This window comes from Mesorhizobium sp. WSM4844 (assembly GCF_055811775.1).
On record NZ_JBVVQB010000005.1, the window covers coordinates 22,063 to 40,505 of the forward strand.

General features: G+C 62.4%; 23 protein-coding genes. 11 read left to right on the forward strand and 12 right to left on the reverse strand.

Going from position 1 to position 18,443, the window contains the following annotated elements:
- Window positions 1-213 precede the first annotated feature (213 nt).
- The gene (locus AC0L2A_RS06260) at window positions 214-642 is read left to right on the forward strand and encodes a DUF6481 family protein (protein WP_023801556.1); all 429 of its coding nucleotides are present in this window, start codon (window positions 214-216) and stop codon (window positions 640-642) included.
- A gap of 188 nt (window positions 643-830) precedes the next feature.
- On the opposite strand, the gene sugE is transcribed toward AC0L2A_RS06260, so the two are convergent.
- Both sugE and AC0L2A_RS06270 read right to left on the reverse strand, forming a co-directional pair.
- Window positions 831-1,145 carry a quaternary ammonium compound efflux SMR transporter SugE gene (gene sugE, locus AC0L2A_RS06265; RefSeq protein WP_473607966.1) on the reverse strand — a complete coding sequence of 105 codons (315 nt, stop codon included), beginning with the start codon at window positions 1,143-1,145 and terminating at the stop codon, window positions 831-833.
- A 182-nt stretch (window positions 1,146-1,327) separates the two neighbouring features.
- Window positions 1,328-1,453 (reverse strand): hypothetical protein, encoded by a 126-nt coding sequence (locus AC0L2A_RS06270; protein ID WP_023801558.1) that lies wholly within the window; start codon window positions 1,451-1,453, stop codon window positions 1,328-1,330.
- A gap of 211 nt (window positions 1,454-1,664) precedes the next feature.
- Here AC0L2A_RS06270 and AC0L2A_RS06275 point away from each other — a divergent pair, with 211 nt between their 5' ends.
- Together AC0L2A_RS06275 and AC0L2A_RS06280 are read left to right on the forward strand one after the other, a co-directional pair.
- The gene (locus tag AC0L2A_RS06275; RefSeq protein WP_023801559.1) at window positions 1,665-2,495 is read left to right on the forward strand and encodes a transglutaminase-like domain-containing protein; all 831 of its coding nucleotides are present in this window, start codon (window positions 1,665-1,667) and stop codon (window positions 2,493-2,495) included.
- A 96-nt stretch (window positions 2,496-2,591) separates the two neighbouring features.
- A complete protein-coding gene (locus tag AC0L2A_RS06280) occupies window positions 2,592-2,996 on the forward strand; it encodes a GFA family protein (RefSeq protein WP_023801560.1) in 405 nt (134 codons plus the stop codon).
- Window positions 2,997-3,000: 4 nt separating this feature from the next.
- On the opposite strand, the gene AC0L2A_RS06285 is transcribed toward AC0L2A_RS06280, so the two are convergent.
- A complete protein-coding gene (locus tag AC0L2A_RS06285; RefSeq protein ID WP_473607968.1) occupies window positions 3,001-4,260 on the reverse strand; it encodes a DNA recombination protein RmuC in 1,260 nt (419 codons plus the stop codon).
- Between the two features lie 105 nt (window positions 4,261-4,365).
- Between AC0L2A_RS06285 and def the strand changes: the two genes are divergently transcribed.
- The 5 genes from def (at window position 4,366) to truA (ending at window position 7,562) form a co-directional block, all read left to right on the forward strand.
- Window positions 4,366-4,911 (forward strand): peptide deformylase, encoded by a 546-nt coding sequence (def, locus tag AC0L2A_RS06290; protein WP_128170220.1) that lies wholly within the window; start codon window positions 4,366-4,368, stop codon window positions 4,909-4,911.
- Window positions 4,912-5,014: 103 nt separating this feature from the next.
- Window positions 5,015-5,311, forward strand: coding sequence for a plasmid stabilization protein (locus AC0L2A_RS06295; protein WP_473608133.1), 297 nt, complete (start codon window positions 5,015-5,017; stop codon window positions 5,309-5,311).
- Between the two features lie 30 nt (window positions 5,312-5,341).
- Entirely contained in the window at window positions 5,342-6,277 is a 936-nt protein-coding gene (fmt, locus tag AC0L2A_RS06300; protein ID WP_473607969.1) for a methionyl-tRNA formyltransferase, read from the forward strand.
- Entirely contained in the window at window positions 6,274-6,783 is a 510-nt protein-coding gene (locus AC0L2A_RS06305; protein ID WP_128184972.1) for a GNAT family N-acetyltransferase, read from the forward strand. The genes fmt and AC0L2A_RS06305 overlap by 4 nt, the downstream gene beginning before the upstream one ends.
- Window positions 6,784-6,800: 17 nt before the next feature.
- Window positions 6,801-7,562, forward strand: a complete 762-nt coding sequence (truA, locus tag AC0L2A_RS06310) for a tRNA pseudouridine(38-40) synthase TruA (RefSeq protein WP_473607970.1) — start codon at window positions 6,801-6,803, stop codon at window positions 7,560-7,562.
- A gap of 276 nt (window positions 7,563-7,838) precedes the next feature.
- Here the strand turns inward: truA and AC0L2A_RS06315 are convergent, their stop codons facing one another.
- The 6 genes from AC0L2A_RS06315 to dapD all read right to left on the reverse strand — a co-directional run bounded on the left by AC0L2A_RS06315 (window position 7,839) and on the right by dapD (window position 13,188).
- A complete protein-coding gene (locus AC0L2A_RS06315; RefSeq protein ID WP_023801567.1) occupies window positions 7,839-8,444 on the reverse strand; it encodes a hypothetical protein in 606 nt (201 codons plus the stop codon).
- Between the two features lie 2 nt (window positions 8,445-8,446).
- Window positions 8,447-9,646, reverse strand: coding sequence for a succinyl-diaminopimelate desuccinylase (gene dapE, locus AC0L2A_RS06320; protein ID WP_473607972.1), 1,200 nt, complete (start codon window positions 9,644-9,646; stop codon window positions 8,447-8,449).
- A gap of 289 nt (window positions 9,647-9,935) precedes the next feature.
- Window positions 9,936-10,943 carry a diguanylate cyclase domain-containing protein gene (locus AC0L2A_RS06325; protein ID WP_473607973.1) on the reverse strand — a complete coding sequence of 336 codons (1,008 nt, stop codon included), beginning with the start codon at window positions 10,941-10,943 and terminating at the stop codon, window positions 9,936-9,938.
- 247 nt (window positions 10,944-11,190) lie between these two features.
- Window positions 11,191-11,913 (reverse strand): hypothetical protein, encoded by a 723-nt coding sequence (locus AC0L2A_RS06330; protein ID WP_473495109.1) that lies wholly within the window; start codon window positions 11,911-11,913, stop codon window positions 11,191-11,193.
- 21 nt (window positions 11,914-11,934) lie between these two features.
- Window positions 11,935-12,306, reverse strand: a complete 372-nt coding sequence (locus tag AC0L2A_RS06335) for a DUF805 domain-containing protein (RefSeq protein ID WP_027152133.1) — start codon at window positions 12,304-12,306, stop codon at window positions 11,935-11,937.
- A gap of 27 nt (window positions 12,307-12,333) precedes the next feature.
- On the reverse strand, window positions 12,334-13,188 hold the full coding sequence (gene dapD / locus AC0L2A_RS06340; protein ID WP_287345581.1) for a 2,3,4,5-tetrahydropyridine-2,6-dicarboxylate N-succinyltransferase: 855 nt from the start codon (window positions 13,186-13,188) through the stop codon (window positions 12,334-12,336).
- Between the two features lie 143 nt (window positions 13,189-13,331).
- Between dapD and AC0L2A_RS06345 the strand changes: the two genes are divergently transcribed.
- Complete coding sequence (locus AC0L2A_RS06345; RefSeq protein WP_473607975.1) at window positions 13,332-14,177, forward strand: LOG family protein; 846 nt, start codon at window positions 13,332-13,334, stop codon at window positions 14,175-14,177.
- Between the two features lie 115 nt (window positions 14,178-14,292).
- On the opposite strand, the gene AC0L2A_RS06350 is transcribed toward AC0L2A_RS06345, so the two are convergent.
- Window positions 14,293-14,997 (reverse strand): pyrimidine 5'-nucleotidase, encoded by a 705-nt coding sequence (locus AC0L2A_RS06350; protein WP_473607976.1) that lies wholly within the window; start codon window positions 14,995-14,997, stop codon window positions 14,293-14,295.
- Window positions 14,998-15,159: 162 nt separating this feature from the next.
- Between AC0L2A_RS06350 and AC0L2A_RS06355 the strand changes: the two genes are divergently transcribed.
- Window positions 15,160-15,921 carry a GGDEF domain-containing protein gene (locus AC0L2A_RS06355; RefSeq protein WP_473607977.1) on the forward strand — a complete coding sequence of 254 codons (762 nt, stop codon included), beginning with the start codon at window positions 15,160-15,162 and terminating at the stop codon, window positions 15,919-15,921.
- A 117-nt stretch (window positions 15,922-16,038) separates the two neighbouring features.
- On the opposite strand, the gene phhA is transcribed toward AC0L2A_RS06355, so the two are convergent.
- A complete protein-coding gene (gene phhA, locus AC0L2A_RS06360; protein WP_473607979.1) occupies window positions 16,039-16,875 on the reverse strand; it encodes a phenylalanine 4-monooxygenase in 837 nt (278 codons plus the stop codon).
- Between the two features lie 136 nt (window positions 16,876-17,011).
- Here phhA and AC0L2A_RS06365 point away from each other — a divergent pair, with 136 nt between their 5' ends.
- Complete coding sequence (locus tag AC0L2A_RS06365; RefSeq protein WP_023801577.1) at window positions 17,012-17,488, forward strand: Lrp/AsnC family transcriptional regulator; 477 nt, start codon at window positions 17,012-17,014, stop codon at window positions 17,486-17,488.
- A 60-nt stretch (window positions 17,489-17,548) separates the two neighbouring features.
- Here the strand turns inward: AC0L2A_RS06365 and argB are convergent, their stop codons facing one another.
- Window positions 17,549-18,442 carry an acetylglutamate kinase gene (argB, locus tag AC0L2A_RS06370; protein ID WP_473607980.1) on the reverse strand — a complete coding sequence of 298 codons (894 nt, stop codon included), beginning with the start codon at window positions 18,440-18,442 and terminating at the stop codon, window positions 17,549-17,551.
- Between the last annotated feature and the right edge of the window lies 1 nt (window position 18,443).

Genomic DNA, 18,443 nt, shown 5'->3' on the forward strand with positions numbered 1-18,443 from the left:
TTTGTTTTTCGCGCTACAGGTAGCGACCAGTCCGCCGCGCCGCCAGAGGGTCGGATGGTGAACAGTGCATGTCCGTTTCAGCCGAATTCAGCCGAAAAGGCGTCTCCCGGCTGCAACAGCTCAGAATTTCATGGCTGGCATACCGTTTTGGCGCTTGAACTCTGGGTTTTCACGCGTATGTAAGCCTCGCAAATTGACTCCAGGGAAGTGGACTTGGCTATCTATAGGGAAAAAGACGTTTTCGAGCGGCGCAATGCCGCAAACGAGGCAAAGAAGGCGCTTCTCGAGCGCTTCAAGGCAAAGCCGGCAGCGGACGATCCAGCGGTGCTGGCACGACAGGCCGAACGCAAGGCGATCCTCGAAGCCCGTGCGATACGCGAGGCCGAAAAGGCTAGGCTGAAGCAGGAAAAGCTGGCGCGCGAAGCGGCCGAAAAGGCCGAGCGCGAAGCTGCTGCCGAAGCAGCGCGTATCGCTGCGGAAGAAGCGGCGCAGGCGGAAGCGAAGATCCGGGAAGCCGAAGAGAACGAGCGCATCGCTCGTTTGCTTGCCGACGAGGCCGAGCGCAAAGCCAAGCGCGACGCGCGCTATGCGGCGCGCAAGCAGCGCACCGGCAGGACGCCTCCGGGCTTTTCCGCTCGCTAGCGCTCCTACAGCGCGATTCACCAATCAAATCCAGGGCCGCCTTGCAGCGGCCCTGAAGGCGTCTGTGCTGCTGCCTTGCAGCAAAACTAATGCATGTCGCCCAAAAGTGCGCAGCGGTTTTGGGACGACGACATGCATAAAAAAAGAGCGTAAAGCGCGTCGCATGAGTCCCTTCAGACGCGCGCGCTTTACGCCGCGAGTTTCAATCCCATGATGCCGCAGACGATGAGTGCGATGCAGGCCAGCCTGATCGCGGTCGCAGGCTCACCGAGCAGCCAGATGCCAAGCAGCGCCGTGCCGACGGTGCCGATGCCGGTCCACACCGCGTAAGCCGTGCCGACCGGCAGCGTCTTCAGCGCCAGTCCGAGCAAGGCGAGACTGACGATCATCGAGGCAACCGTCAGGACGGTCGGTAGCGGCTTCGAAAAGCCGTCAGTGTATTTGAGGCCGACTGCCCAGCCGATCTCGAACAGGCCAGCGAAGAAGAGAAGAATCCACGACATCGGAACGCCTCCATAGGGTCGCGGGTCGTCCCGGTCTTTTCGAAAAGCGCGAAGTCGTCTTCGCGGCGTTGATTTAGAAATGCCCAATCAACAACAGCGCCGACGGCACTTCAGGACCAGTCGCTGAATGTCGATGGTCCTGGAATGCCGTCGGTCATGACCTTGCGCCGAAACGCCGAGGCTTACTTGTCCTTGAGTTTGGTCGCCTTGACGGGCGGCGCTTTCAGGGTCGGGGCTGCGGCAGGTTTCTTCGCGTCCTTCTTCGGCTTGCGGGCTTCCTTGCCCGCCTTCATCGCACCTTTAGCCATGATTCGTTTCCTCCAATTGTGGCAAGCGAAATGAACCAAGAGAAACGCCCGACCGCAAGAGGCATAATCTGGCGACGGCGCCAGCCGTCGGCTGTCTACCGTTTCTAATTCGCTCGTAAACCGCGCTGGTCCGTGCGATGATCTTTTTTGCACTGCAGCAACGGCCCGTGCCTTCGCCGGGTGGTGATCCGGCAGGACGGTCAGGACGACAATGCGAATCCATATCGGCTGCGAGATGAGCTTCGACTTTCCGCAGGAAACGCCGCTGATCGCGATGCTCAACGTTCACTATTCCCGCGCGTCCGATCTTGAGCGGCCGGATTTCCTGACTTCGAACCCACCGGTGCCGATCGAGAGCTACCGCGATAGTTTCGGCAATTGGTGCAACCGCCTTGTCGCCCCGCCCGGTCGCTTCACCTTCGGCACGGACGCGGTGATCCGCGATCCCGGAAGTTTTGAGATGGGCGATCTGCTGGCGTGGCAGCACGAGGTGCGCGACCTGCCGTCGGAGACGCTGCTGTTCCTGCTGCCGAGCCGCTATTGCGAGAGCGACGTGCTGGCGAACGAGGCGTGGCGGCTGTTCGGCCACTCACCGCTCGGTATTCCACGCGTGCAGGCGGTCTGCGATTTCGTCCACAACCACATCATCTTCAACTACGGCAACGCGCGGCCGACGCGCACGGCAGCAGAGGCCTATCGTGAGCAAAGCGGCGTTTGCCGCGACTTTGCCCATCTCGCCGTCGCCTTCTGCCGCGCCTTGAATATCCCGACACGCTATTGCACCGGATACATCAGCGACATCGGCTTGCCGAAACCGTGGTCGGACATGGATTTCGCTGCCTGGATGGAGGTCTATCTCGGCGGCCGCTGGCATGCCTTCGATCCGCGCAACAATGCGCCGCGCATCGGCCGCATCCTGATCGCCTCCGGCCGCGACGCAGCCGATGTGCCGCTGACCCATATCTTCGGGCCGGGTATGCTGGCCGGTTTCAAGGTCTGGACTGATGAAATCATCGAACAGGCGTCGGCGCCGCAGTCTTGAACCACCGCATGCTTCGCGTTGTGATTGCCGGTGGAGCTTCGGCCGGTGCGCCGTTAAGCTCCAACGCGTCGAGGCGCGGCTGAAGGAGGAGCGAAGATGAAAATCGACGGCGGGTGCCATTGCGGCGCCATCACTTACGAGGCGGAGGTCGATCCGGACAACACCAGTATTTGTCACTGCATCGATTGCCAGCAGCTGACCGGAACAGCGTTTCGGGTGACCGTGCCGGCGCCGGAGGAGCACTACCGGATCACCAAGGGCACGCCCAAGATCTACATCAAGACCGCAGCGAGCGGCGCCAGGCGCGCCCAGGCCTTTTGCGGCGAATGCGGTACGCACCTCTATGCCACGTCGGTTGGCGACGGGCCGAAAGTCTACGGCATCAGGGTCGGCACGGCGCGGCAGCGCGAACAACTGATCCCGAGAAAACAGATCTGGCACCGCTCGGCGCTGCCTTGGCTGCCGGAGTTCGAAGGCACGATGATCGTCGAGGAGCAGTAGCCTCTCAGTCGTCGCCTTCGACGACCCTTAGCCTCAGCTGGCCGGTCTTGGAGTCGGCGACGCGCGCACCCGCTTCGGTCTTCGCACTGGCCGCCGATCCGGCGTCGCCCTCCGTCGGCTGCGCGCCGAACTCCAGCGCCTCGATCTTTTGGCCGCGCTTGGTCACCTTCGACGTCGAGACGAGGATATCGTCGATATCCTTGGCCGACTGGCCGAAATGGCTCTGCAGCTTGCGCACCCGCTCGTCGAGGCGCGAGACATCCTCCATCAGCCGGATGACTTCGCCCTGGATCAGATGCGCCTGCTCGCGCATGCGGGCGTCCTTGAGGATCGCCTGGATGACCTGGATCGACAGCATCAGCAGCGACGGCGAGACGATGACGATGCGGGCGCGGTGCGCCTTGTGGACAATCCCCTCGAAATTCTCGTGGATCTCGGCGAATACCGATTCCGACGGCACGAACATGAAGGCGGTGTCCTGCGTCTCGCCCTGGATCAGGTATTTGTCAGAAATATCGCGGACATGCACCTCGATATCGCGCCGGAACGCTTGTGCGGCGACCTTCTGCAAATCGGCGCCTTCGGCGGCACGGATGGCATTCCAGGCTTCCAGCGGAAACTTGGCATCGATGGCGAGTGCGGGCGCGCCGTTCGGCATCTTCACCAGGCAGTCGGGCCGGCTGCCGTTCGACAGGGTCGCCTGGAATTCATAGGCGCCGTGCGGCAGGCCGTCGGCGACGATCGCCTCCATGCGCGACTGGCCGAAGGCGCCGCGCGTCTGCTTGTTGGAGAGGATTGCCTGAAGTTGCACGACCTGGCTGGCGAGCGACTGGATGTTGCCTTGCGCTGTATCGATGACCGCCAGCCGCTCCTGCAGTTTGGCGAGGCTTTCATGCGTCGATTTCGTCTGCTCGGTCATGGTCTGGCCGAGACGGCCGGTCATCGCGTCGAGACGCTGGCCGATCGACTGCGTGAGTTCGGCCTGCCGCGCCCCGAACACTTCGGCGATGGCGCCCATGCGGCCCTGCATCTCGGCCTGGCTTGCCAGGATGCCGGCCATCCGCGCCTCGGCGTCGCGGGCGTGGTCGGCGGCTTCCGCGGCAGCCACCGCACGCGCCTTGGCCGAGCGCCAGAGCGCGACGACGAGCGCCACGAACAGGCCCAGGAACAGGACCGCGCCGAATGCCAGCGCGTGGCCGAGCGTGATCGTAGTGGCGCCGAGCCGGGCGATCGGTTCGGACAGGATGGTGGTCAGGTCGTTCATATCGGACAGCATAGATGATTCGGCCTGACGACACAGATCAAAACGTGAACGCCGCTGCAAATGCCCCGGTTGACGCTTTTCGTGCGAGGTCTTAGGTGAGACGCCATGTCGATCAAGCCGCTCATCATCCTTCCCGATCCCGTCCTGCGCCAGGTTTCGAAACCGGTCGAGCGCGTCGACGGCGCCTTGCGCAAACTGGCCGACGATATGCTGGACACGATGTATGATGCGCCGGGCATTGGTCTGGCGGCGATCCAGATCGGCGAACCGCTGCGCATGCTGGTGATTGACCTCGCCAAGGAAGACGAGCCGCCGGCGCCGCATGTCTTCATCAATCCCGAGATTCTTGAGAGCGCCGATCAGCGCTCGGTCTACGAGGAGGGGTGCCTGTCGATCCCGGATTACTATGCCGAGGTCGAGCGCCCTGCCGCCGTGCGGGTGAAATATCTCGATCGCGACGGCAAGCTGCAGGAGATCGAGGCCGAAGGGCTGATGGCGACTTGCCTGCAGCACGAAATCGACCATCTCAACGGCGTTCTGTTCATCGACCACATCTCGAAGCTGAAGCGCGACATGGTGGTGAAGAAGTTCAAGAAGCTTGCGAGGGACAAACCATCAGGCAGCAAGGCGCCGGGCAAGTTAGTGGGATAGGGCGATACTCGCGCAGTTTGATGCTGAACCTTTCGAAGATGTTGGCGGGACAGCGCCCCTCTGCCCTGTTCCAGATCAGGAAATGGAGGCGCTGGTGGGCGATATGCTGATCAGAAATATTCCTGAACCCTTGAAGCGCGAGATCGAACAGGCGGCGCACAAGGGCGGCCAGAGTCTTTCGGGCAAAGCGATCGATCTGTTGCGCAAAGGCATGGTCGCGGAAAGAGAAGCCAAGCCGGAACTGGGTCTTTCGGCATGGGACGCGATTCGCTCGGCATTCGCCGCTGAAAATGCGATTGACGACGAATTCGCAAAGATAATGGACGAAATCGAGGCGGAACGGAAACGCGACTTCGGTCGCCGACCCGCAAAGTTCGCGACTTCGACTGAGCCGACTTAGCTGCCAGACCTAGACCGGACCCGGAACAAAATGCCCTTGCGCGTCATCTTCATGGGTACGCCCGAATTCTCGGTGCCGACGCTGCGGGCGATCGCGGATGCCGGACATGAGATTGGAGCCGTCTACACTCAACCGCCGCGCGCCGCCGGTCGCCGCGGGCTGGAACTGACGCCGTCGCCGGTGCAGCGCGAGGCCGAGCGGCTGGGCCTCGAGGTGCGGACGCCGGTGTCGCTGAAGAACGAGACCGAGCAGCAGGCGTTCCGCGCCTTGCGGGCCGATGTCGCCGTCGTCGTCGCCTATGGATTGCTGTTGCCCAAACCCATTCTCGAGGCGCCGCGGCTCGGCTGCCTCAATGGTCACGCGTCGCTGTTGCCACGCTGGCGCGGCGCCGCCCCTATCCAGCGCGCCATCTTGGCCGGCGATACCGAGACAGGCATGATGGTGATGCGGATGGAAGAGGGCCTGGACACCGGCCCGATGGCGATGGCCGAAAAATGCGCCATCGGCCCCAATATGACGGCCGGCGAACTGCATGATCGGCTGATGCACATTGGCGCCGCGCTGATGGCGGAAGCGCTGGCTCGTCTGGAACGGGATGCCCTGACTTTTACCGCACAGGCGACGGAGGGGGTGACCTATGCCAAAAAGATCGATAAAGCGGAGACGCGCGTGGACTGGACGCGGCCTGCTGGCGAAGTCCACGGTCATATTCGCGGCCTGTCGCCCTTTCCCGGCGCATGGTGCGAGATCGAAATTGCCGGCCGCCTGGAGCGGCTGAAACTGCTTCGCTCGACGCTTTCGCAAGGCGCCGGCGAGCCGGGAGGAATTCTCGACGACCGGCTGACGGTCGCCTGCGGGTCAGGCGCGATCAGGTTGGTCGAAGTTCAACGTGCGGGCGGAAGGCCCATTGCCGCGCAGGAGTTTCTGCGCGGGGCCAAGCTCGAAAAAGGAACGAAATTCTCATGAGCATGATGTCGATACGCGCGGCAACGCCGCGGGACCGCGAGGCGATCCGCCTGGTCGAGGAACACGCATTCGGCCAGCAGGCGGAGGCCGGCCTGGTCGACGCGCTGGTCAGCGGCGGCGATGCCGTCGTCGAACTGGTGGCGGAAGAAGATGGACAGGTGGTCGGCCATATTCTGTTTTCGCGGCTTTACGTGCAGAACGGCGGCAAGAGCTTTCCGGCGGTGGCGCTGGCGCCTCTGGCGGTCGAGCCGTCATTCCATGGCACCGGCATCGGCGGTGCGCTGGTCCGCGAGGCGCATATCCGCCTGAAGGATGCCGGCGAGGTGCTGGCGGTGGTGCTTGGCGATCCCGCATATTATGGCCGCTTCGGCTACAGTCACGCGCGCGCCGAAAAATTCGAAAGCGAGTTCCAGGGCGAAGCGCTGCAGGCGCTGGTCTGGGGCGAAGCGCCTGAGACCGGCAAGCTGGTCTACGCTTCGGCTTTCGGCACCGCGCTCGCCGCCTAACCTCATCCTTCTTAGGAATGCCGCGTTTTCGCCTCGACATCGAATATGACGGCAGCCTCTATGCCGGCTGGCAGCGCCAGGCAGACCAGCCTTCGGTGCAGCAGGCGATCGAACAGGCGATCGAGAAATTCTGCGACGAACAGGTCTCGCTGCGCGGCGCCGGCCGCACCGATGCCGGCGTCCATGCGACCGGTCAGGTGGCGCATGTCGATCTCGTCAGGGCGTGGCCCGATGGCAAGGTGCGCGATGCCGTCAACGCCCACCTGCAAACGGCCAAGGCGCGCATCGCCATCCTCAAGGCGGCTGTGGTGCCGGATAGCTTCGATGCGCGTTTCTCGGCGATCGGCCGCCACTATCTCTACCGCATCGTCAACCGGCGCGCGCCGGCGGCGCTCGACAAGGGCAAGATCTGGTGGGTGCCGAAGCGGCTCGACGCCGAGGCCATGCACGAAGCGGCAAAGGTGCTGCTGGGGCGGCATGATTTCACCACGTTCCGCTCGACCCAGTGCCAGGCCGACAACCCGATCCGGACGCTCGACCGGCTGGATGTCAGTCGGCTGGGTGACATGATCGAAGTGCGAGCCTCGGCGCGCTCGTTCCTGCACAATCAGGTGCGCTCGATGGTCGGCTCGCTGAAGCGCGTCGGCGAAGGCGGCTGGACAATTGCCGACCTGAAAGCGGCGCTCGACGCGCGCGACCGTGCAGCCTGTGGCCAGGTGGCGCCGCCCGACGGACTTTTTCTTATCGGTGTGGACTACCCGCAGGCGGCACACGACTGAGTAAAAATCAGTCCTCGTCGTCTTCAACCAATTGTGGGAGTTGGCGCTGCCCCTCATTGCCCTGCTGGGCACTTCTCCCCGTATAGTGCGGGGAGAAGAGGCTGGCCGCAGCCGCAGCATCCTTCTTGCAACGTCTGTGGTTGGCAAAATCGTTGATGAGAGCTGCCCTCTCCCCGTCACTATACGGGGAAAGGATGCCGGCAGGCAGGTGAGGGGCGGCGCCAACGTCAGCAAGCGAAACCACACCGGGAATTCGGACAAATTCAGTTGGATGCTTCAAGTGCCGGTTCCGCTCGGCGCAACGATGCCGAGCAGCGCCTGCAGCACGAACAGAACGACCAGCGACGCCACGAACATTCCGGCGAAGACGGCGCTGCCGACAGCCGCGCCCCTGCCGATGGCGACGTTTGTCATCCGCCAGGTCAGGATCATCGACAGCGCGAACAAAAGCAGCGACGCCAGTACGGCGAACTCGTTGGTGGACGGCAGGAAAAGCCTGATCAACGCCGCTGGCAGCATCATCCAGGCGATGATCGCCGACGCCCAGTTGCTGGCGACGACATAGTGGACGAAGCGCCCGCCGATGCCGGCGCGCGGCGCGACGAGGGCAAGGCCGACAAGCGGCAACACCCAGACGCCGATGTCGACTGTCGCCAGACGGATCAGCATGCTGAAGCGTCCGGCGAATGCATTCGGATCGCCGATCTCGTTGGCGAGGCCGACCCAACCGACGATCAGCGCCGGTGCCGCGACGACGATGGCGAAGAAGGAATTCCAGAAACCGTCGGCCGAAAGGTCGAACTGGCGCAGCCCATCGGCCTTGCCGAGCATCAGTCGCCAGGCGCCGTTGAGCGAAGCATAGGTTTCATCCGACGAAAGCATGATTACGATGCGCCTTGCTCGAACCAGTCTTCGATGAAGCGCTGATAGATCTGCGTCAGCGTCTCGAGGTCGGCAAGTGCGACGCGTTCATCGACCATGTGCATGGTCTTGCCGACCAGCCCGAACTCGACCACCGGACAATAATCCTTGATGAAGCGTGCGTCGGAGGTGCCGCCGGAGGTGGAAAGCGCCGGCTTCCTGCCGATCACCGCCTTGACCGAACCGCTCAGTGCTTCGATCAGCCGCTCGTCGCGGGTGAGGAAGACGTGGCTCGGCCGGTCGCGCCAGGCGAGTTCGTAATCGACCGGCGTCGTCTTGCCGGCCCGGTATTTCTTTCGCTTCGCCGCCTTGTCGAGACGGTTGTGGATTTCCGCCTGGATGGTCTCGGCGGTCCATGTGTCGTTGAAGCGGATGTTGAAGGTGGCGGTCGCCTTTGCCGGAATAACATTGGTGGCCGGATTGCCGACGTCGATCGAGGTCACCTCCAGATTGGTCGGCTGGAAGTCCTTGGTGCCCTTGTCGAAGACTGGCTGCAGCAAGGCGTCGACCAGCGTCATCAGGCCGCGTACCGGATTGTCGGCAAGCTGCGGGTAGGCGGCGTGGCCTTGGCGGCCGTTGACGATGATGCTGCCGGACAAAGAGCCGCGCCGGCCGATCTTGATCATGTCGCCCAGCGCATCGGGATTGGTCGGCTCGCCGACGATCGACGCATCCCATTTTTCGCCCTTGGCGACCGCCCATTCGAGCAGCTTTGTCGTGCCGTTGATGGCCGGCCCTTCTTCGTCGCCGGTGATCAGCAGCGAGACCGAGCCTTTCAGGCCGCCTTTCGACTCGAGATGGCGCGCCACGGCGGCGATGAAACAGGCGATGCCCCCCTTCATGTCGACGGCACCGCGACCGAACATCTCGCCCTTGGCGATCTCGGCAGCGAAAGGCGGATGCGTCCATGAGGTCTCGTCGCCGACCGGCACCACGTCGGTATGCCCGGCGAACATCAGGTGCGGACCGTTGCCGGAGCGCCGCGCATAGAGATTTTCGATATCGGGCGTGCCGTCCTCCGAGAACACCGGGCGCCCGACGGAAAAGCCGAGTGGTTTCAGCATTGTTTCCAGCGTGCTCAGTGCCCCGCCCTCGATGGGTGTCACGGAGGGGCAGCGGATGAGGGCGGCGAGATTTCCAGCGGGATCGGTCGGCAACGTCATGGGCAAAAGCGTTAGTCGAAAGCGCAAGGCCTGTCACGGCCAGACATAAGGGCCAGCCATCCCGCCGACACTATGGTTTTCATGGCGTATTGTCGCAGGCCTGATGCATGTCGCCCAAAAGGCATGGCCTCGGGCTTGACCCGTGCGGGCGCAGCGGTTTTGGGCAAATGCGCATAAAACAAACAAAGGCTTAAAAGTGCGTCGCAGGAGTCGCTTCAGACGCGACGCACTTAGGCGGGATACGGGATATTGCATGGACTGAGCGACAAAGGCCCAATAATCGCTGTGGTCAGTTCGCGGCCCGCACGTGCGCCCGGTAACGGCCCTTTCCGGTGCGTTTGGCTTCATAGAGCGCGTGATCGGAACAGGTGAGAAGAAGTTCCGGCTCGCCGCCGTCGGCAGGCGCGAAGGCACTTCCAATGCTCAACCCGATGCGTATTGCGGTGCCCACTCCAAGGTCGAAAGGTACCGAAATCTTCTCAATGGCGCGCTTTGCCAGCATGGTGGCTTCGATCTCGGATGTGTCGGGCAGCAGGATCACGAATTCGTCACCGCCGATCCGAAAGACCACATCCCCCGGTCGGAAAGCGCGCTTCAATCGTTCGGCTACCTTGCGCAGCAGCATGTCGCCGACCGCGTGGCCGAAGCGGTCATTGACGTGTTTGAAGCCGTCGAGGTCCATGCTGAGAACGGCAAACGGCCTGCCGCCGTTTGCTGCCGGCGTCGCAAGCTCGCTGCACATGCCGCTCAGTTTCTCCTGAAGGAAGATGCGGTTGGGCAGGCCGGTCAGCGCGTCCTTGATCGCCAGATCGCGATTGTCCAGTTCCGCGCGGATCATGCGGGCGTTGATCGCATGATTTTGAAGCAGCACGATGATGACGCCGGCCACATAGAAAGGCACTTGAAATCCGACGACCGACATTCCGGGCGCCGGAGATAACAGCGCGCCAACCAGGAAAGGCAGGCTTACGGCCAGCATGACGAATATGGCGTAGCGCGGGGTCGCTGCGTTGCGCGACGACACCACGCCGACGACGCCTGCGACGTTCAAGGCAGCCAGCACGGCAAGCGCCATATCCCCGCTGACGACGCAGCCATAGCAGCCGAGGCCGAAAATCAACGACCATGACCCACCGGCGGCCATGAGGCCTGCCAGCGGCCCCGTTCCCCCGCGCTTGCGGGTCCGCTCACATTCCCGCATCAGCAGGAAGCGGACGGCAAACAGAGTGAGGTCGGCCGCCATCCAGGCGTAGGGCCACCGGTCGCCGGTGACGACCGAGGCGCCGACTGCCAGCACCAGGACACTGATGGTGCCGAACAGGACAGCGAATTTGCGCTCGAAAGTGGTGTCGAGAAGCCGCGCGCGGACAGCTTCCGGTTCCGCTCTGATCGGTGAAGAAAACCAGGCGAACAGCCGCGCGCCGGCGCTTCGCTTTCCGCGCGTTTTCGGGTTGGCCAGGGGTTCGTCGTGTGCCAGTCGAGTGCTCCGTGCCGGTCGACACAGTCTTCACAGGGCATGCTGGACCAAGGTGATTAAGATTAGCTTAGGTAATTGGACGAGCCGATCGCAATGGACCGTCGATCAGCGTGATCTTTTGCCAGATCTTTCGCGACAGATTGGAGCCCAGGGACTCGATGTCGTTGACGCCATCGACGACCACATCGTCGTTGACCGATTGCGCGAACAGCGCGGCGATCTTGCCGGTGATCGACAGCATTTCGGAGCAATAGTCGAGGTAGCGCGCGAGATCGGCACGGTCGGTTATGCGTGCCGGTGAATGCGATGTCGGCTTGAAATCGGTTGAAAGCGCTGCCGGATCCTTGGTCAGCTGATGCATGTCGATGACATGGATCAGCGATCGCAAGCCATGAAGCTTGCGAAACACCTGCTTGCGCTTGATGCGCTCCTCGGTCCGGATCAAGGCCAGGAAGCCGAGCATCGCGAGGATGATCATGTTGATCAAGGATTCGATGCCTTGCACCGACTGGATGGCGTCGTGGGTTCCCGAGATGCGGCCGAGCGGCAGGATGGTGCCGACGAACAGGAACATCAGCGCGCCGGCGGCAATGGTGACGATGACGACGCCGCGCAGCCACCAGATCGGCGCTTCCAGCGCCTTCGCCGCCTTGGCCAGATCACGCGACAGCGACACAAGTTCGATGGCGACGCCACGCAAGCCGGTATCGGGAAACCGCTCGGCGACGCGTTTTTCCAGTCGCTCGGCAGTTTCGATGATCAGTTTCGCATCAAGCGTGCGGTAGCGCATGGCTAGAGACCCGCCCGGCGCTCAGGATTCGGCCGGCGCATTGGTGCGTTTGCCGTAGCGGTTGGGTCCGGGATCACTTTTGAAAAAGGCCAGAATGACAAGGAGAATGGCGCCGACGATGAGAGAGATCAATGCGTAGTAGGTAGGCTTGCCGAAATCATGGAACCGCTTCGCCGTTAGCGCAAAGGTCGACCATGTCGAGACGACCACAGCGATCCACCAGGCGAGCGCCCAGTACTGACTTGCAGCAGTGCCCAACGGCGTTCGCGAGAACTGGTAGAGCAGGAAAAGCTGAGTGAGGAGCGGCAAAAGACCCGCCAAAACATAGGCGCTGGGGTTCACTCGCCCGGAAAGGCTGAAGAAAAGCCATAGAAATCGAGGTCTGTCGAGCAAGCGGGTAGGTCCGTTTTTTTGAAAAGATCAATCGCGAAGCAGTTCATTGATCGAGGTTTTGGAACGGGTCCTGGCATCGACCCGCTTGACGATGACGGCGCAGTAGAGGCTGGGACCCCAGTTTTCGCCTGGCACGTTCTTGCCCGGCATCGTGCCCGCCACCACCACTGAATTGGCTGGCACTTCGCCGTAGAAAACCTCGCCGGTGGCACGGTCGACGATCTTGGTCGACTGGCCGATGAAGACGCCCATGCCGAGTACCGAGCCTTCGCGCACGACGCACCCTTCAACCACTTCGGAGCGTGCGCCGATGAAGCAGTTGTCCTCTATGATGGTCGGGCCGGCCTGCATCGGCTCCAGCACGCCGCCGATGCCGACGCCGCCCGACAGATGCACATTCTTGCCGATCTGGGCACAGGAGCCGACCGAGGCCCATGTGTCGACCATGGTGCCGCTGTCGACATAGGCGCCGACATTGACGAAGGACGGCATCAGCACGGCACCTGGCGCGACGTAGGCGGAGCGCCGCACGATCGATGACGGCACGGCACGGAAACCTGCCTTCTCGAAGTCGATGGCGCTCCAGCCGTCGAATTTCGACGGCACCTTGTCCCACCACACGGCCTGGCCCGGACCACCCTTGATGATCTCCATCGGGTTGAGCCGGAACGACAGCAGCACCGCTTTCTTCAGCCACTGGTTGACATGCCATGTGCCGTCGGCCTGGCGCTCGGCAACGCGGACGACACCCCGGTCGAGCAGGTCGAGCGCCGCCTGGATGGCGTCGCGCGCTGCGCCGCGGGTTGCCGTCGAAATCGTCTCGCGTTCCTCGAAGGCGGTTTCGATGGTCTTTTCGAGGCTCGCCAGATCGGGCTTTGACATGAATTCGCTCCATTACCAAGCTGTTAAGGGGCCGCACCTTAACCTGTTTTGAAAGTCGCCGGACCCTATGTGAAGGCTTGGTGAGGGTCAATCGCGGCTGCGTCGCGGGACGGCGCAACTGAATAATTGGACGGGTAGGTAATATGACTCCTATGGAAAAGGCGGGGTGGACGCCGCTGCCGCATTCGGACGAGGATCTGGAGCGGTCGAAAAGCGTGCCGGACACGCCGCAGACGCGTGCCGAGACCTACCGGTTGGCGTGGAACGATCCCGACTTCATGACACGGCGCGAATTGCGCGCGGTCAGGCTGCAGCTCGAACTGTTGAAGCCGGAGATGATCCTGGCCGAGCGCGGCATCGGTTCGACCGTCATCCTGTTCGGCGGGGCGCGCATCCCCGAGCCGGGCGGTGAAGCCTGGGCGGCCAAGAACGAGACGCAGAAGGAAAACCTCGAGAAAAACAGCAAATATTACGAGGAAGCGCGAAAATTCGCCCGGCTCTGCTCGCAGCAGTCGGCCACCTCCTATTATCGCGAATTCGTCGTGGTGACAGGCGGGGGACCCGGCGTGATGGAAGCCGGCAACCGCGGCGCCGACGATGTCGGCGCCCCGTCGATCGGCCTCAACATCGTGTTGCCGCACGAGCAGGCGCCGAATGCCTATGTGACGCCGGAGCTCTGTTTCAACTTCCACTATTTCGCGGTCCGCAAGATGCATTTCGTCATGCGCGCCAAGGCTGTCGCGGTGTTTCCCGGCGGCTTCGGCACGATGGACGAATTCTTCGAGACGCTGACCCTGATCCAGACCGGCCGCATGGAGCGCGTGCCGGTGATCCTGTTCGGCAAGGCTTTCTGGAAACGGGCGATCGATCTCGATTTCCTCGCCGAGCAAGGCACGATCACCCCTGGCGACCAGGACATCATCGATTTCGTCGACACCGCCGACGAAGCTTGGGGGATCATCAGCCGCTTCTACAAGTTAGGGGAGTAGGGCAGTAAGGGAGTAAGGGAGTAAGGGAGTAGGAGAATAAGGCGTTTGCAGTCTCCGCTTTCCAGATCAACTCCCCTACTCCCCTACTCCCCTACTCCCCTACTGCCCTACTGCCCTACTCCCTTACGACGATCGCGGTGAGGAATTCGGCAAGATCGTCGGTGACGAAATCCACATCGTCCTCGTGGCCCGGGTCACGTTCCCAGATTTCCGAGAAGGTCGGCTCGAAGTTGCGCGGCACAACCAGCACCGTGGTCATGCCCAGCGTTTTCGGCACGGACAGGTTGCGGGCCAGATCCTCGAACATCACCGCATTGTGGCCGGTGACCGCGTGGAGTTCCGCGAACTTCTCGTAGGTCTGGCGGGCCGGCTTGGGGTTCAGCCCGGCAGCGACGATATCGAAGATGTCGTCGAAATGATCGAGGATGCCGAGTTGGCGCGCGGTGCGTTCGGCATGCCTGCGGTCGCCATTGGTGAAGATGAACTTGCGGCCGGGAAGCTGGCGGATGGCGGTGCCGAGAACGGGATCGGGAACCAGCCAGGAATAGTCGATGTCATGGACCTTCTCGAGAAAGTCGTCGGGATCGATGCCGTGGCGCGCCATCAGACCGTTCAGCGTCGTGCCATATTCCCGGTAGAGTTCCTTCTGCAGCTTGCGGGCATCGTCGCGTGGCAGCGTCAGCAGTTCTCCGACATAGGCGGTCATCTTTACGTCGATCTGCGAGAACAGGTTCGAATGGTGCGGATAGAGGGTGTTGTCGAGGTCGAACACCCAGTCGGTGACATGGGCAAAGCGGGCGGGGTCCGGGAGCGTGGTCATGCAACCCCTTATGGCACGAAACAATGCCTTTGGCAGAGGCTTTATCCACAACTTATGCGCGTCATGGCTGGCGAAAATGGCCCGATGATTCAAATTTTAGGCATCGCCGAAAGGTGCCATTCAGGGCTTGCTGGCACATAGACGGTCCAGGGGGAACCAGCGATGAGCCGCATATTTCTGAAGTCTGCCGCCGTCGCTTTCGCCTCCCTCGCAGTCTCGCTGTTGTTGACGCTGATCGTCGTTCCGGCAATGGGCTTTCCGATCAACCGCACGATCTGGCTGACGTCCACGGTCTGCCCGCTGGTGCTCGCCTGGATCGCCAGCGCCTACACGTTCTGGCAGGGCGAGAGGTTGAAAGGCGCTCATCGCGACCTCGCCCGCGCTCATGCCCAACTCGCCGCTGCGCATCGGCGCCTGTCGGAGAAGGCAAGCCGCGACGACATGACCGGCATGCTCAACCGCGAGAGCTTCTTCGCCGCCCTCGAGGCCACCCGGCGTAAATCCGATCGCGGTGCGTTGCTGATCATCGACGCCGATCACTTCAAACTCATCAACGACAGCTACGGCCATCTGACCGGCGACGATGCGCTGCTCCTGATTGCAAGCGCGATCGAGCGCGGCGTGCGCAGCGGCGACGTGATCGGCCGCATCGGCGGCGAGGAATTCGGTGCGTTTCTGGTCGGCGCCACCGAACAGGAAGCCAAACGCGTCGCTGAACGCATTCGCCGTGAAGTCGAGCTGATCCGCTTCCGTCCCGTCGATGAGCGGGTCATACCCCTCACCGTCAGCATCGGCGGTGTCACCTGCGGCGAGGATGCCGGCGTATCGGATCTGATGCGTGTCGCCGACCGCCGCCTTTACCAGGCCAAGGATCGCGGCCGCAATCTGGCCATCCTGGACAGGGACGTTTCCGAAGCGGCCTGAGCACGCCATCAGGCGTCTAGAAGCCGGCTCACCCGGCCTGCCGATGGATTGCCATCACAGCGCGCCACCAATAACGCCCGCGCCGATCGGCTGCGAGCGTCCGCGTCTGGCCAGCGTCTAAAGTTTTGCCGGGTCGAGCGCCGGCTTGTCCTTGTGGCGTCCGATGATCGCTGCCATGTCAGCGACGTTGTGGAAGGCATCGCGCAAAACGTCGAAGGACGGCAGCACGAAATAGGCGCGCTGGAACTTGTCGATCTCATAGCTGGTGCGCATTACCGTTTCCAGATTGAAGGGAACATGATGCGCGTCCTTGCTTTCAACCGCGAATTGAAGTTCGGCAAAGGACGACATCAGCCCGGCGCCGAAAGCCTTCAACGGTTGGCCGGCCTCCTGGATCAGCCCGTACTCGACGGTGTACCAGTAGAGGCGGCTGATCATCTCGTCGCCGCCGAGCGCGATCAGATGCTCGGCCTTCTCGCCATACATCTGCATGAAATCGGCAAAGACCGGCTGGGTCAGCACCGGCACATGGCCGAAGAAGTCGTGGAACATATCCGGCTCGACGATGTAGTCGAGCTCTTGTTTCGTCCGCAGCCAGTTGGTCACCGGGAAGCGCCGGGCGGCCAGATGGACGAAGAAGGCCGGTGCGGGAATGAGGCCCGGCACGGCGACGATTTCCCAACCGGTAAGCTTGCGCAGCTTCTCGCTGACCACACCAAAATCCGGAATCCTGTCGAGCAGGCCCAGCGTGGCGACGCCGTCGAGATAGGACCGGTGTGCCAGCTTTTTGGTCAGCTTCGTCTGGCGGTCGCACAAAGTACGCCACACCGCCTGCTCGTCAGCTGTGTAGTTGTAGCTCTGCTCAACGGTGAAATCGGCACGGCAGACCGAATAGTCGCCGCGAAGGCCTTGCGCCGCGCATTCGCGGGCGTAATCGGCAACGTTCATCGTCATGGCTGTTCTCCCTGGAAATCACGACTAACATCCTTGGAAGTTTAGCCGGATCCGGTGAGGCAAATCCGCTTTGATGATGGCTCGAACAGGCGATTTGAGGTAAAAGCCACCACAGCAGAGCTGCAGGAGAGTGAAAGTGCCTCAGTTTGACGATTTTGAGATCAAGATGCTCGATATCTTGCAGCGCGATGGGCGCAAGCCTGTGTCCGAACTGGCCCAGGAGATCGGGCTTTCGACGACGCCATGCGCGCGCCGCTTCGAGGCTCTTCAGAGCGCCGGCATCATCAAGCGCTTTGCCGCTGTGCTCAGCCGCCGCGCCATCGGCCTGATGGTCGAAGTGTTCATTCAGGTGCGCCTGGTGACCCACAGCGACGGGTCGCCCGAGACCTTTATCGCCGCCGTGCAGCGCATGGACGAGGTGTCGTCGTGCTGGACGATGACTGGCGACTACGATTTCCTGCTGCATGTGATGGTGCCGTCGGTCGACGAGCTCAACGCCTTTGTCATGCACCGGCTGATGCGGCTCGACGGCGTGCGCGACGTCCACACGCAGCTCGTGCTGCAGAACATCAAGGGGCCGGGCCACGTGCCGCTTGGACACCTCAGGCGATAAGTTCGCCTGGTGCCTGCTGCTCAACCTTAGGTTGATACTCTAAAAAGTTGCAGCCTGCGCTTACCGCACGATCAGTGTGCCGGCGCCGTGTTCCGTAAACAGTTCGAGCAGCACCGAATGCGGCGTCTTGCCATTGAGGATGACGACGCCTTCGACGCCGCGCTCGATCGCCTCAATGCAGGTTTCGACCTTGGGGATCATGCCGCCCGACACCGTGCCGTCCTTGATCAAGGCCTTTGCCTCGGGGACGGTCAGTTCGTCGATGAGCTTCTTGTTCCTGTCGAGCACGCCGGGCACGTCGGTGAGGAACAGAAGGCGTGTCGCCTGGCAGGCGCCGGCGATGGCGCCTGCGAAGGTGTCGGCATTGATGTTGTAGGTGTGGCCGTCACGGCCCGGCGCCACCGGCGCCAGCACCGGGATCATTTCGGACCGCGCCAGAAGGTCGAGCAGGGTGCGGTCGACCTCGACCGGCTCGCCGACGAAGCCGAGATCGAGCACACGCTCGATGTTGGAGTCCGGGTCGATCATGGTCTTGCGCGCCTTTTCGGCGAAAACCATGTTGCCGTCCTTGCCGCACAGGCCGATGGCCCATTCGCCCTCGGCATTGATCAGCGCGACGATCTCCTTGTTGATCGAGCCGGCCAGCACCATCTCGACGATCTCGACCGTCTTCTGGTCGGTGACGCGCAATCCGCCCTCGAACTTCGATTCGATGCCCATCTTGCTCAGCATGGCGCCGATCTGCGGCCCGCCGCCATGCACGACGATCGGGTTGACGCCGGATTGTTTGAGCAGCGCGATGTCGCGGGCAAAGGCCTTGCCGAGCGCGATGTCGCCCATGGCGTGGCCGCCATACTTCACCACGACCGTCTTGTTCTCGTAGCGCTGCATATAGGGCAGCGCCCTCGAAAGCAGCGCGGCCTGCATTTCGGCGGTGGCGGCGAGGTCCGTCATT

What these genes read in the sequence shown, in the direction of transcription:
- sugE (WP_473607966.1), bottom strand. Translation starts at nt 1,145, where the DNA reads ATGTCGTGGATTCTTCTCTTCTTCGCTGGCCTGTTCGAGATCGGCTGG.
- AC0L2A_RS06270 (WP_023801558.1), bottom strand. Translation starts at nt 1,453, where the DNA reads ATGGCTAAAGGTGCGATGAAGGCGGGCAAGGAAGCCCGCAAGCCGAAG.
- AC0L2A_RS06275 (WP_023801559.1), top strand. Translation starts at nt 1,665, where the DNA reads ATGCGAATCCATATCGGCTGCGAGATGAGCTTCGACTTTCCGCAGGAA.
- AC0L2A_RS06280 (WP_023801560.1), top strand. Translation starts at nt 2,592, where the DNA reads ATGAAAATCGACGGCGGGTGCCATTGCGGCGCCATCACTTACGAGGCG.
- AC0L2A_RS06285 (WP_473607968.1), bottom strand. Translation starts at nt 4,260, where the DNA reads ATGAACGACCTGACCACCATCCTGTCCGAACCGATCGCCCGGCTCGGC.
- def (WP_128170220.1), top strand. Translation starts at nt 4,366, where the DNA reads ATGTCGATCAAGCCGCTCATCATCCTTCCCGATCCCGTCCTGCGCCAG.
- AC0L2A_RS06295 (WP_473608133.1), top strand. Translation starts at nt 5,015, where the DNA reads ATGCTGATCAGAAATATTCCTGAACCCTTGAAGCGCGAGATCGAACAG.
- fmt (WP_473607969.1), top strand. Translation starts at nt 5,342, where the DNA reads ATGCCCTTGCGCGTCATCTTCATGGGTACGCCCGAATTCTCGGTGCCG.
- AC0L2A_RS06305 (WP_128184972.1), top strand. Translation starts at nt 6,274, where the DNA reads ATGAGCATGATGTCGATACGCGCGGCAACGCCGCGGGACCGCGAGGCG.
- truA (WP_473607970.1), top strand. Translation starts at nt 6,801, where the DNA reads ATGCCGCGTTTTCGCCTCGACATCGAATATGACGGCAGCCTCTATGCC.
- AC0L2A_RS06315 (WP_023801567.1), bottom strand. Translation starts at nt 8,444, where the DNA reads ATGCTTTCGTCGGATGAAACCTATGCTTCGCTCAACGGCGCCTGGCGA.
- dapE (WP_473607972.1), bottom strand. Translation starts at nt 9,646, where the DNA reads ATGACGTTGCCGACCGATCCCGCTGGAAATCTCGCCGCCCTCATCCGC.
- AC0L2A_RS06330 (WP_473495109.1), bottom strand. Translation starts at nt 11,913, where the DNA reads ATGCGCTACCGCACGCTTGATGCGAAACTGATCATCGAAACTGCCGAG.
- dapD (WP_287345581.1), bottom strand. Translation starts at nt 13,188, where the DNA reads ATGTCAAAGCCCGATCTGGCGAGCCTCGAAAAGACCATCGAAACCGCC.
- AC0L2A_RS06345 (WP_473607975.1), top strand. Translation starts at nt 13,332, where the DNA reads ATGACTCCTATGGAAAAGGCGGGGTGGACGCCGCTGCCGCATTCGGAC.
- AC0L2A_RS06350 (WP_473607976.1), bottom strand. Translation starts at nt 14,997, where the DNA reads ATGACCACGCTCCCGGACCCCGCCCGCTTTGCCCATGTCACCGACTGG.
- AC0L2A_RS06355 (WP_473607977.1), top strand. Translation starts at nt 15,160, where the DNA reads ATGAGCCGCATATTTCTGAAGTCTGCCGCCGTCGCTTTCGCCTCCCTC.
- phhA (WP_473607979.1), bottom strand. Translation starts at nt 16,875, where the DNA reads ATGACGATGAACGTTGCCGATTACGCCCGCGAATGCGCGGCGCAAGGC.
- argB (WP_473607980.1), bottom strand. Translation starts at nt 18,442, where the DNA reads ATGACGGACCTCGCCGCCACCGCCGAAATGCAGGCCGCGCTGCTTTCG.